10 protein-coding genes are annotated in these 13019 nt (G+C 44.5%); 7 read left to right on the forward strand and 3 right to left on the reverse strand.

Features of this window, described 5'->3' with window-relative positions:
- A partial coding sequence (locus K2P83_RS11485; protein WP_292929309.1) for a M1 family aminopeptidase occupies positions 1 to 2188 on the reverse strand: 2188 nt, incomplete at its 3' end.
- Between the two features lie 208 nt (positions 2189 to 2396).
- On the opposite strand from K2P83_RS11485, the gene K2P83_RS11490 reads away from it, so the two are divergent.
- The 4 genes from K2P83_RS11490 (at position 2397) to K2P83_RS11505 (ending at position 9873) form a co-directional block, all read left to right on the forward strand.
- Positions 2397 to 5492 (forward strand): hypothetical protein, encoded by a 3096-nt coding sequence (locus K2P83_RS11490; protein WP_292929311.1) that lies wholly within the window; start codon positions 2397 to 2399, stop codon positions 5490 to 5492.
- Between the two features lie 38 nt (positions 5493 to 5530).
- Complete coding sequence (locus K2P83_RS11495) at positions 5531 to 6631, forward strand: biopolymer transporter Tol (RefSeq protein ID WP_292929313.1); 1101 nt, start codon at positions 5531 to 5533, stop codon at positions 6629 to 6631.
- A 251-nt stretch (positions 6632 to 6882) separates the two neighbouring features.
- Complete coding sequence (gene acs, locus K2P83_RS11500) at positions 6883 to 8853, forward strand: acetate--CoA ligase (protein ID WP_292929315.1); 1971 nt, start codon at positions 6883 to 6885, stop codon at positions 8851 to 8853.
- 51 nt (positions 8854 to 8904) lie between these two features.
- Positions 8905 to 9873 carry an MBL fold metallo-hydrolase gene (locus tag K2P83_RS11505; protein WP_292929317.1) on the forward strand — a complete coding sequence of 323 codons (969 nt, stop codon included), beginning with the start codon at positions 8905 to 8907 and terminating at the stop codon, positions 9871 to 9873.
- Between the two features lie 119 nt (positions 9874 to 9992).
- Here K2P83_RS11505 and K2P83_RS11510 read toward each other — a convergent pair whose 3' ends face one another.
- Positions 9993 to 10211: a C4-dicarboxylate ABC transporter gene (locus tag K2P83_RS11510; RefSeq protein ID WP_292929319.1), complete on the reverse strand. Its 219-nt coding sequence runs from the start codon at positions 10209 to 10211 to the stop codon at positions 9993 to 9995.
- A 253-nt stretch (positions 10212 to 10464) separates the two neighbouring features.
- On the opposite strand from K2P83_RS11510, the gene K2P83_RS11515 reads away from it, so the two are divergent.
- From K2P83_RS11515 to K2P83_RS11525, 3 genes are read left to right on the forward strand one after another with little or no spacing between them, the layout of a single operon-like run.
- The gene (locus tag K2P83_RS11515; RefSeq protein WP_292929321.1) at positions 10465 to 11538 is read left to right on the forward strand and encodes an alkene reductase; all 1074 of its coding nucleotides are present in this window, start codon (positions 10465 to 10467) and stop codon (positions 11536 to 11538) included.
- 10 nt (positions 11539 to 11548) lie between these two features.
- Positions 11549 to 12064: a lipocalin family protein gene (locus K2P83_RS11520; protein WP_292929323.1), complete on the forward strand. Its 516-nt coding sequence runs from the start codon at positions 11549 to 11551 to the stop codon at positions 12062 to 12064.
- Positions 12065 to 12104: 40 nt separating this feature from the next.
- Positions 12105 to 12305 carry a DUF2905 domain-containing protein gene (locus tag K2P83_RS11525; protein WP_292929325.1) on the forward strand — a complete coding sequence of 67 codons (201 nt, stop codon included), beginning with the start codon at positions 12105 to 12107 and terminating at the stop codon, positions 12303 to 12305.
- Positions 12306 to 12346: 41 nt separating this feature from the next.
- Here K2P83_RS11525 and K2P83_RS11530 read toward each other — a convergent pair whose 3' ends face one another.
- Complete coding sequence (locus K2P83_RS11530; protein WP_292929327.1) at positions 12347 to 12688, reverse strand: hypothetical protein; 342 nt, start codon at positions 12686 to 12688, stop codon at positions 12347 to 12349.
- Between the last annotated feature and the right edge of the window lie 331 nt (positions 12689 to 13019).

Consider the following 13019-nt stretch of genomic DNA (forward strand, 5'->3'; position numbering starts at 1 on the left):
CGCGGCGCGGTTTGGAGATGCCGGTATGCGTCGTGTGAACGGTGTAATTGTCTTTCTGCTTGATCCATTGCGAGAGCGGCGATTGCGTGATCGGCCATTGACCTTTGTCGATATTGGTTAATTCGTCGCCTTTGAATACCAAATAACTGTATTTCCGGTAGTGCGGCAATTTATTGGCCAGCTCGGCGATCGCCTTGGGGTTGTCCGATGCGATCCATAACAGCGTTTTATCCGGATTGGACGGTTGCCGGGTGGTCAATACGACGGCGTGCTCCGCCTGCGGATAGGTCTTTTGCTCCAGTTGCAATTTTTTCTGCTGATAAGTCACACCACGATCCGCCAAAGTTTTGGCGACAGTCTCAGCAAATTTATTTTGCCACCCCATGATCCAGACGGTGCGATCTGCGGGCAAAGCGGTGAGTTGATCGTCCGTAATCACTTCCAGTTGGTTCGATTGGGTTTTCTGCCAATTCGCCGCCAGCGCACGATAGGCTCCTAAGATTTTTTTGTCTGCGCGCGCAGGCAGAATCAGTAATGGTTTTTCTGCGCCAAAACCCTGCGACAACGCGGAAGGGATTTCACGACTATCCAAGCGCCTGAACACATCAAAATGCGGATCGAGGTCGATACGCACCGGGCGGGCGTGGAAATCCATTTCGATGGTTTGCGTTCGCTGATCAATAGTGATGTGCGATTGTGTCGCCATATCCTCACCTTCCAGCGTGACGGAAACTGGAATGTGCAGACGATAAAGATCGCCCGGTTGCGTTTGCTCAACCGTCAGTGTGAGTTTGAATCCATCTGCCGTGCGCTCGGTTTCTGCATCGCGCAGTAATAAATCGGGCGCGCCGGTACGATGCACCCATTGTTCAAACTGCGCGGAAAAATCTTGGCCGCTGGTTGCGTTGATCGTCGTGAGCAAATCTGCAAAAGTCGCTTGTTTGAATTTGAACTGCTTATAAAATTGCCGCAATACGCGCACAAAATCCTCATCGCCTAATTCCTGACGCAGCATGTGGAAAAATAGCATGGTCTTACCGTAGCCGACGGCTTCCGAGCTGGCGCTATGGCGCGAAACGAACTGGATGATAGGGAAATCTTTTTCCTTATTGACGAAATCAGCATATTTCTGCAGCACGTCGCGGCGATATTCCTCGCCTTTGCCGCGTTGTTCATTGACCAAGTGATCCGCGAGATAAGCAGTTAAGCCCTCAGCCCAATTGCCTTTGGCGTAATCGACAAACACGCCATTGCCCCAATAATTATGCAGAATTTCATGCGGATACGACGAATGCAGAATGAAAGGAAAGCGAATCACTTTTGGGCCGAGAAGCGTAAAGGAAGGCATGCCGTAGCCGGTTTCCCAGAAATTCTCGACCAGCGCGAATTTTGTGTACGGGTAGGGGCCGAGCAGCTTGTTATACATGGCAATATATTGCGCGGTGGTGTCCAAATATTTCTGCGCCAGCGCCTCATCCGCGCTACGCAAATAAACCAAAGCATTCACCGCACCGGCGGATTGTGTGTAGCGCTGATAGCGGCCCGCGACGATATAGATATCGTCCTGCGGCTGTGTTTCTTCCCAAACTACGTTCTGAGTTTCGGCTGTTTTCTGTTCACGCACCAACGTACCCTGGCTGACCACATCCCAATCGGCAGGCACTTGAATATCCAGGCGGAATGACACCATCGCATCAGCTTCAAACTGCGGATACCACGCACTGGAATTGGCTAGAAACACGCCTTCCGGAGAAATCACTCCCGGCGTGGAACCAAAACTGCGCGAGTATTCCTGTCCAGGGTCTTGCACCGGGTGATTGATTTTTCCACGGAAATGCAGCGTGAATTCCTTCTGACCGGGGGGCAACGTTAAAGTGTAATGTTGAATGGAAATTGAACGGGACTTTAAAGCGACTTCACTTCCCTGTGCTTTAATTTGAGCGCCTTGTATATCCGCAATCGTCAGACCGGCATGCAGGAAGAAATCAAGTTGCGTGGGTATTTCTTGATTCTGCACATGCATTGGAATCTGAATATGGTCTTTGACCCGGATTTCCGAGGTATCCGGCGACAATTGGATTTGCATCTGGTGATGGAAAGTTGAGGTGCTTGCAAAAGTAACGAGACTGTAGAGCGCGCAGATGATGAAGAAGAGCACTGCCACACTGCGATTTATTAATTTTTGCATTTTCCCTTTTCTTGTTTGGAAGTTTTTCTTTGATGAATTCTGACAATAATCCAGATTTTTACACGATTTGCGCTGCAATGTTATTTTACTAACAGCCAGTTCGCATCATATCAAACATCATTGTTTTCTTGAGATGAACCGCATAACATCAACATAATTCTGGGCATTTGACATAAGACATAAAAATTCATGAAGCGAGAAAAAAGCTATGGCAGCCGATAATAATCACGATTCAAAAACCGGCCTGATCCCGATTTTATTATTGATAATGCTTGCTACAGGTACATTAATCAATCCTTTAACCAGCTCACGCCCGCACGATTCACAATATACCAACAAGCTATTATCGTCCGATGTTCGTAAAGTAGATGCGCGCTTATGGCAAGATCCGATTGCGGCCGTTGAGCGACATCTTAATCAAGATAAGGAAGCTGAAAAAAAACTTTCGCCTAAATCGATAGATGAATTTAGGAAAGAAATCGGGAGCAAGATTCAAAACGATACAGATCTAAGAATTATCGCTATCAGTGTTTTTGGTAGCTCCTATCCAGAATTGACTGAATTTCGGCAACGTTATCGTTATGCAGTAGTTTCTGCACTTGGTGCACGAGGATACTTTGCTAAAGATACTGAGCATATAAATTTTTATCGCTTGGAGCCATCATGCGTCTCTGATGTTGGGACACATTGTCCCTCTATTGATGTGCCTTATGAATGGTTTAAGGATAGTTTTGAAAAGCAGGTACTAATACTCTGGTTAAATGAAGACAAAATCCCTGCTACAGGGTATGGGAATTTCATTAAAGTTCTATTCAATGGGTTAAAAAAGATTCAATCAGGGCAGTTTGATTTTTCTTTAATTGGGCCAACCAACACATCACTCCTGGTCGAGTTGATGAAATCTACGGAAATAGATGGGCTATCTGCTTCATTCAAAATAATTTCATCCAGTGCAACTATTTCAGATAAGGATTTATTTGATGCTATTAAGAAAGATAATCAATGTGATAAAGATACTGATACTAAGAAAGCAGAATGTATAAAGGAAAAAATCACCAAGAAGCTTGCCGATAAATCCATTTTTCGCACGATCGGACAAGATATAAATCTTGCCAAAGCACTGATCTGGGAACTAGGACAGCGCGGCGTTAATCGTAAGATTCCATTCATCAAAGATGAATGTGAAGATGGCTTGATAATTATTAGCGAGCAAGATTCATTATATGCCCGATTATTAACTAAACATTTCATTGATTCAGTTAATAATGAGCAATGTGCTAAAAAGGAAAATGAAAAACAACTTGTAGCAAATTTTACTTATTTGCGTGGATTGGATGGCAAATTGCCTGATCTTGATGAATCAAGCAGGAAATCACAAGATACGCAAGATAAAAAAGAACAGAAAAATTTAATCGCCCAATTGGATGACGCGTCACCTGAACACGCGGAAGGACGCAACCAATTCGATTATTTGAGGCGACTTATCGATAAGATTGAGGAGATTGATCGTGGCGAAGGGTTAGGAACCAACCGGATCAAAGCAATCGGAATTTTTGGTAATGATGTATACGACAAATTACTGATATTGCAAGCCTTGCGTGATCGTTTTAAACACAAAATCTTTTTTACGACCGAACTGGATGCACGTTACTTACATGCTGATCAAAAAAAATGGACGCGCAATCTGATCGTTGCCAGCAATTTTGATTTTACGCTCCGCCCGGAACTGCAAGGCACAACTATGCCATTCCGCGATAGTTACCAGACTTCGATGTATCTTGCGACATTACTGGCATTAAATTTTCCAACGACAAAAATCGATAATTGGGCGCAGCTTTGGATAAATGAATGGCCAGCTAAATCGCAGAAGCTACAATTGATTGAGCAGACACAACAATTAGATGGATTGTTAAAGCCTCAAATTTTTGAAATTGGAAGGGCGCAAGCAGTACATCTTGCGTCACCTCCGATAGATTATCTCGATACATGGATAAAAGATCCTGCTGATACAAGGTTTCCTCAAAAAAATATAGAAAATAATAACGATAGATGTGTCACGAAGTATTTATTAGGCTGCGATGCTATTGAGCAAGAGCGTCAAAAAGAAATCGATACAAAAGTAATTTCTCAATTACTCATATTAATCTCAACAATCCTAATTCTCGGTTATCTATCGTTTAAGTCTGTCGCAGAGAGCTTAGTTACAGTAATAGGAAGTGTAATTAGCTGTGCGGCTATTGGCTTTATTCTTTTGTGGTATTGCCTGGATAATTTTTCCAACTACCAAACTGGTGAACCATTCCTTTGGCTCGAGGGAGTCAGTGTATGGCCTAATCTGGTCATAAGGTATTTTGGTATCATATTTATTCTCCTTGTTTTTCATCATTATTACACCAAACTTAGAGAAGCAAAGGAAATCATAAATGATTTAAAATTACCTGAGCTGCAAGAATCGAAAGGTAATGGTCATTGGTGGGAAGGGTTATGGTCTGGGCCATTTTCAGGTTTTACATCGACAGGTAAAAATGTCAAAGAACCTTGGCTTGAGTACCTGAAAATTACAGATTTGATAAAATCAAAAGGATACCTTTGGATTTTATGCACCGCTGCAATTTCACTTGGATTGACTTACTTTGGAATATTTTCACTAGGCTATTTGAATTTCCCCTCACGCGGTGAGATTACGCAAAATCTACATAATTTTATTGCATTTGTTCAATTTTCCATTTTGTGGGGATTGATTTACTGGGTTGGTTACGAGGCAACAGCTTGTAGACGATTTATTGATCAGCTTGACGCTGCTGATCAATTTGATTGGCCTCAAAAACTTGTGGAGGAACACGAAAATAGAACAGGAATTTCACGCGAAGAATTAAAGCCTTATTTTCGGTTTTTATTGATTACAAGGCTGCTCAAGCGAGTTAACAGCATCATCTATATGCCCTTTGTTTTAATGCTGCTGATAGCGATTGGTCGTAGCAATGTATTTGATAATTTGGGGTTCTCTCCTGCATTGATAATCGTTTTTATCGGCGCGTCAATTTATTTGATCATTACCTTGATTTTATTAAAAAAATCTGCAGAGAAACAATGCGAGGATATACTTCAATTCTATGAAGAAGATCGGCCTGGAAGAATATCCTTGGCGTTTGGTAATGCGAATACTGTGGACCAGGTGGTAACAGAAATTCGCAACAAGAAGCAGCAAACTTTTTCTTTCTTTCAACAACCGTCATTGCTCGCGCTGCTATTGCCCGGCGGTGGCATAGGCTTAACAAGCATTGTCGAATACTTGTACAATTGATACCGAGTTTTATCTATTTTTAAGGATTTTGATATCAAATGAAAATGTTTCCTGGCAGGCCGGATTATTTACAATCCACAATCAAATTTTTTCCAGTTTTGTTTTTTTTGGCAGCATTGAACGCCAATGCTACCGACTTCATTACCGGCGAACACCAGCTCTCCGTCAAGGAAAAACGCGCCGGTGAAGCGTATTACCGTGCCGATTCAAAATGGATGATTTATCAAGCGGAAGTGGCAGATGATAATCCGTTTTATCAGATTTTTTTGAAGAATGTCGAATCTGGTGCGGTGACGCAGGTATCGCCAGGTACCGGCAAGACCACGTGCGCGTGGGTACATCCGGCGCTGGAAAAAGTGTTGTTTTCATCGACGCATGAAGATGCGGAAGCTAAAGCCAAAATGGTTGCAGAGATTGAGCGCCGGAAATCCGGTGAACAGAAGTCTTATGCATGGGATTACGATGAGTATTACGATATTTACGAAACTGATTTTTCCGGTGGCAATATCAGGAATCTCACCAAAACATTGGGTTACGATGCCGAAGCTTCTTGGTCTCCCGACGGCAAGCTGATTGCATTTGCCTCGAACCGCAGGGCATATACGGAGGAATTATCCGATGAGGAAGCCGCGCTGTTTAAAGCCAATCCATCCGCTTTGATCGATATTTATATCATGGACGCGGATGGTTCCAATGTGAAACGATTAACGCACACGAAAACCTACGACGGCGGTCCGTTTTTTAGTCCGGATGGGAAAAGAATCGTTTGGCGGCGTTTCTCGGAAAATGGCCGGGAAGCGGAAATATTTACGATGGCTATCGACGGATCGGATCAGAAACAAATCACCCGCCTTAATGTAATGTCTTGGGCACCTTTTTATCATCCTTCCGGAAAATACATCATATTTGCAACGAATGTGCATGGGCATCGCAATTTTGAACTGTATATCGTTGATGTCGATGGCAAGAATGACGCTGTGCGCGTGACTGATAAAGAGGGTTTTGATGGTCTGCCGGTATTTACACCGGATGGGAATTATCTAACCTGGACCAGTGACCGCACACCTGAGAAAAAGGGTCTTTTGTTTCATGGAAAATGGGATCATCAGAAAGCATTAGAGAGTCTTTCCTTGAAGTAAGACAGTTCCTCTGTTGGCTGCGGCACTGTGGAAGCGTTGGAGTAATTCTGTTTTTAATCTCTACGGGTTCAATTCCCCATCCTTTGGGGCGAAAGCTGGTTGGAAACCTCCAGATTGAAGAGCGCACCCCGTTGTTTGCAGATTTTCTGAGCGCAAATTTACCTTCTTCAAATAAGAAGTGCAAATGACGCGCGAAGCCAATGATACAATCTTTCTCAAGAGTACCGAACAAAAGAATTCCGGAGAATTTCATGTCAGCCATTGAGTCAATTTTAAATGAAACTCGCATATTTCCGCCTTCTGATAAATTCACCAGAACAGCAAATGTACCCAACCTTCAGAATTATCTGGCTTTGTGTGCAGAAGCAGAGTCGGATTATCTGAGTTTCTGGGCAAAACAGGCTAAAGAACAGATTCTTTGGCATAAGCCTTTTACGCAGATACTGGATGATCGAACTCCGCCGTTCTATCAATGGTTTAATGATGGTGAATTAAATGTCTCATATAACTGCCTGGATCGGCACCTGGCAACACAAGCGGATAAGATCGCTATTATTTTTGAAGCCGATGATGGTGAAGTTATTCAATCGACTTATCGTGATCTTCATCAGCGTGTTTGTCAGCTCGCCAATGCGCTGAAATCAAGAAATATCCGGAAAGGCGATCGTGTCATTATTTATATGCCCATGCGGATTGAAGCTGTTGTCGCTATGCAAGCCTGTGCGCGCATTGGTGCAATTCATTCGGTAGTATTTGGCGGGTTTTCTGCTAAAAGTTTGCATGAACGCATTGTCGATGCCGGTGCAGTCGCAGTCATTACGGCTGATGAGCAGGTGCGCGGTGGTAAACGCAATCCGCTCAAGGCAACCGTTGACGAAGCGATGAGCATGAGTGACACGACATCGGTGAAATTGGTCGTGGTTTATCAACGTACTGGTAGCGAAATCCCATTTAATTCAGCACGCGATGTCTGGTGGCATGAAATTACGCAAGGCGGCAGTACCCAGTGCGAACCGGAATGGGTTAACGCAGAGCATCCACTCTTTACGTTATATACTTCAGGATCAACGGGTAAGCCCAAGGGAGTCCAGCATTCCAGCGCCGGTTATTTACTCGGTACCAAGCTGAGTATGCAATGGATCTTTGATTACAAGCCATCCGATATATTCTGGTGTACTGCCGATGTTGGCTGGATTACTGGCCATAGTTACGTTACCTATGGGCCTCTGGCTATGGGTGCTACTCAGGTGATATTTGAGGGAATTCCGACTTATCCGCATGCCGGGCGCTTTTGGGAAATCATCCAGAAACATCGCGTCACTACATTCTATACCGCACCGACTGCAATTCGTTCGCTAATCAAACTGGGATCGGACTTGCCCGCGCAATACGACTTATCCTCGTTACGCTTGTTGGGGTCAGTTGGTGAGCCGATTAATCCTGAGGCCTGGATATGGTTCTATGAAAAAATTGGTCAGTCACGTTGTCCCATTGTGGACACCTGGTGGCAGACAGAAACCGGTGGCCATATGATTGCGCCGATGCCGGGTGCGGTTGCGTTGAAACCGGGTTCTTGTACTTTTCCATTACCGGGGATTTTCGCGGCGATCGTCGATGAAGCGGGTCATGATGTAGAAAATGGTAAGGGCGGTTTTTTGGTGATTAAAAAGCCTTTCCCTTCACAGATCCGCACGCTCTGGGGTGATCCAGAACGCTTCAAGAAAACTTATTTCCCGGAAGATATGGGCCATGGAGAATTTTACCTGGCGGGAGATTCGGCTTACCGTGACACGGATGGTTATTTCTGGATTATGGGGCGGATTGATGATGTTTTGAATGTTTCCGGGCACCGTTTAGGAACGATGGAAATTGAATCGGCTTTGGTCGCCAACCCCTTTGTTGCAGAAGCCGCTGTTGTCGGCAAGCCGCATGAAATTAAAGGTGAGTCGGTGATTGCTTTTGTTGTGCTAAAGGGGAAGTACCCACATGGCGAAGAAATAGTTCAAATCACTAAAACGTTGTGTGACTGGGTAGCACAGGAAATTGGTCCGATTGCCAAACCGGACGAAATCCGTTTTGGAGAAAATCTGCCCAAGACGCGATCTGGTAAAATCATGCGCCGATTATTACGCGCACTCGCCAAAGGTGAGGAAATAACCCAGGATATTTCTACTCTGGAAAATCCGGCCATCCTTGAACAATTAAAGCATCCCTCCAAATAACATTGAGTAGTAATTCTCGTGTTGGAAGCTTGCATATAAATCCGGAATAATATGTCATTACCACTTGTAATCGATTATGAACACGGCATCAGTTCCATTGATGCACAATTTCACCGTCCCAGGCGGGCGGCTATTCATCTCATCGTTGAAAAAGGTGCTGCGGCACTGGTTGATACTGGTACATCTTTTTCCATTCCTGGTGTGATCGAATCGCTCAAACACAAGAATATTGCCATTGAAGCTGTTGCTTACATCATATTGACGCATATTCATCTTGATCATGCCGGTGGTGCCAGTGAATGTATGCGTCTGTTCCCAAATGCAAAATTGGTTGTTCATCCACGCGGTGCGAGTCATATGGCAAATCCGGCGCGGCTGGTCGCTGGCGCAATAGGCGTCTATGGGGAAGCAGAATTTAGGCGCGTGTATGGTGAGATTTATCCGATTGACGTTAACCGGATTATTGAAGCATCCGATGAAAGCCGAATTGATCTCAATGGCCGCGCATTGCTTTTTCTCGATACGCCTGGTCACGCACGTCACCATAATTGTATCTATGATGAACGCAGTCAGTCTTTTTTCACAGGCGATACGTTCGGTGTTTCGTACCGGGAATTCGATGTCAATGGATTGGAATTTGTATTTCCGACCACTTCACCGGTGCAATTTGATCCTGAAGCAGCCCACGCTTCAATCGATCGCATTATGGGCTATCAACCGCGCTATGCTTATCTAACACATTATAGTCAGGTCGCTAACTTAATGCATCATGCGGAATCGATGCACTACTTGATTGATGCGCATGTGGAAATTGCTCAGGCTGCAAGGCATGATAAAACGAATCGGCAATCCGTTATTTCGGAAGCACTCAGCAAATTATTATTACAACGATTATCGGAGCATGGTTGCCGATTACCACAAGCAGAACTCGATGAGCTTCTGAGCTCGGACATTCGACTGAATACACTAGGATTGATGCATTGGCTTGATCATCCGGACGAGCGATTCAAACGTTTATAACGTGTTATGATGCTACTTACAATTGTATTTTTAAACAATAGCTTGATTAAATTCTTGAATAAAAATGGGGTTAATGCGATTGAGATATTCGCATTAACCCCAATTTAAACTAGAAAAAATTATGCGGTAACCTTTTTTTCAGAATAGTCCTTTGTGGATTTTGATGAGCCATGTGCCATAGCAATCACCAAGTAGTTCACATAAAGTATCCCTCCAAGAATAATGTCTGAAAGAACCCATTCCGTTGTAGTTTCTGGCAATTCAAACAATGACAAAGCGCCGAAGTAAGCACCGGTAATAACTAAAGCTGACAGAACAAAAATGTGACTTGTTTTCATGAAAATCTCCTTAATTGTGGTTTATAAAAATTATTTAAAATAGCTTTGTATCTATATGATAGGTTTCTTCACAAAAAGTTCACACATATTTCACATTTAATTCACATTCTCGTTGTAGATAAGAGAAAATTTTTCTTTCCTTATGAAAAATAAGGAAATTATTTATCTGAGAAAAGAGCAAAAATCGAGGAAAAATTCAATTCATTTATTTGCGCTAAAATGGACGGTACTGACACTTTGGAGATTTAGCCGGATGAATACACTGTTTACACCGTTAAAACTGGGTGCATTGGATGTGCCGAATCGCATTTTCATGGCGCCGCTTACCCGCTGTCGGGCAGGGGATGAGCATGTTCCGAATGCTTTGATGGCGGAACATTACGCACAGCGGGCAAGCGCCGGTCTGATCATTGCAGAGGCCACGATGGCGATCGAAGGCAATTCAGCCTTCTGGAAGGAGCCAGGCATCTATTCTGCAAAGCAGATAGCAGGCTGGCAGCGGGTGACCGATGCCGTGCATGCTGCTGATGGCAGAATTTTTCTGCAGATCTGGCATGGCGGCAGAGCATGCCATCCGCTTTTAAACCGTGGCGCGCAGCCTGTTGCACCGAGCCCGATCGCCATTACCGATGATGAAGTACGAACGCCAGAGGGGAAAAAGCCCTACGTTATTCCACGAGAACTGCGCGATGATGAATTGCTAGGCATTGTGGCCGGATTCAGGAAAGCTGCGGAAAATGCCAAAACTGCGGGATTTGATGGTATTGAAATACATGGTGCGAACGGCTACTTGTTAGATGAGTTTCTGCGCGACGGCTCGAACAAGCGTACAGGTCCTTACGGCGGCTCGTTTGAAAATCGGGCGCGTTTGACATTGGAAGTGCTTGAAGCCGTCAGTGCCGTGTGGGGGAATGATCGCGTCGGCTTGCGCATTTCACCGTTGAACAGCTACAACAGCATGATCGATAGCGATCCGGTCGGATTATTCACCTGGTTTGCCGAAAGACTCAACGACTACCACCTTGCCTATCTGCACGTGATGCGCGGTGATTTTTTTCAGCAGCAAAGCGGCGACGTGATGACGCCGATTCGCCAGCATTATAAAGGTGTGCTGATCGGCAATATGGGTTACACCGGCGAAGAGGCGGATAAAGATATCGCCGCAGGAAAAATTGACGCGGTGGCTTTTGGTACCAGTTTTTTGGCAAACCCAGATCTGCCCACGCGGTTCAAGACTTGCGCTCCGCTAAATCGACCCAAACCGGCTACGTTTTATACCTGGGGCGTAGAAGGGTATACTGATTACCCGGCATTAACGGCTTCATGAGTACATAGAGATGAGAATGCTATCCATTTTTTTTCTTAGCGTTATCCTCAGCGGGTGCTTATCGATCCCGCAGAATGTCAAACCGGTTGATGGGTTTGAGCTCAGCAAGTATCTCGGAAAATGGTATGAAATCGCCCGGCTCGATCATTCGTTTGAACGCGGGCTTGACAACGTGACGGCGGAATACTTTCTACGCAACGATGGCGGCGTCAGAGTCATCAATAAAGGTTTTTCGGCGACAGAAAACAAGTGGAAAGAAGCCGAAGGCAAAGCTTATTTTGTCAGAGATCCGCAGGAAGGCTATTTGAAAGTTTCTTTCTTCGGCCCGTTTTATGGCGCTTACATCGTGTTTGAACTGGACAAGGAAGCCTACCAATACACCTTTGTGACCAGCTACGACAAATCATACTTGTGGCTGCTGGCGAGAACCCCAACGGTCAGCAATGCCTTGCTTGACCGGTTTGTGCAGAAAGCCGCGGAACTGGGTTTTGAAACTGATAAACTGATATTTCCACAGCAGGACTAGTTAAAATGATATGTTTCGTATGTTGACTGGATAAAATGCGATGCAACAGTTACTCATTATCTTAGGAATCTTATTGCTCGTGCTCGGCTTGCTATGGCCCTGGCTATCGCAATTGCCATTAGGACGCTTGCCCGGCGATATTCATATCGAACGCGAGCATTTCAGTTTTTATTTTCCATTGATGACTGGTTTGTTGATATCCATCGTGTTGTCGCTGATACTCTGGTGGACGCGTAAATAAGGCCTGTCTGCTGGCTACCGGTGAATTTCACCATTCATGTTTTAGACAATGATTAACCATTTTTCATCGCCATCCTGCAACATCACCTGCAGCGGTATTTCACCCAACGCATGCGTCGCACACGAAGGACAGAGATCATAAGCCCACACTGTGACTTCTAAGTGATTCAACAATGCTCCGGTAATCTCATGACCATCCAAGTACTGATTGGCAACTGAACGCACCGATTCATTCATTGCCTGAATATTTCTGGTGGTTGAAACAATCAGATTGGCTTTGGTGACAAGCCCTTCTTCATTGATTTGATAATGATAGAAAAGAGTGTCGCATGGTGCTTCGATTACGCCGATTCCTTCCAGCTGACGTTCCCCTTTCTCAACCATTAACCTAAATTCTTCTGTTAGGTCACTCCAATGGTCAAAGAGGTTGGAGGGAAGCCGAGAAGCTGTGAATTTTTAGGTATGGTCGCAATAATTTTGTTAATGATATAGTGTGTAAGTACGCAGCTAGTGGTTGACGGTTGCAATCTGCTGTTTGTTTGTGAGACTGTGTTTAAAGATCTAAGGTGCAAGGCTTGGGGGGATTATGAATAAAATAAACAGGGTCGTATTTCTTCTTGGGGCTGGGCGTTCCGGTACTACATTACTCTATAAGACACTATCCATTCATCCTAGTGTATCTTATTTGAGCAATTACCAAATGCGCTTTCCCAAG

The organism is Nitrosomonas sp., assembly GCF_019752415.1.
GTDB lineage: Bacteria > Pseudomonadota > Gammaproteobacteria > Burkholderiales > Nitrosomonadaceae > Nitrosomonas.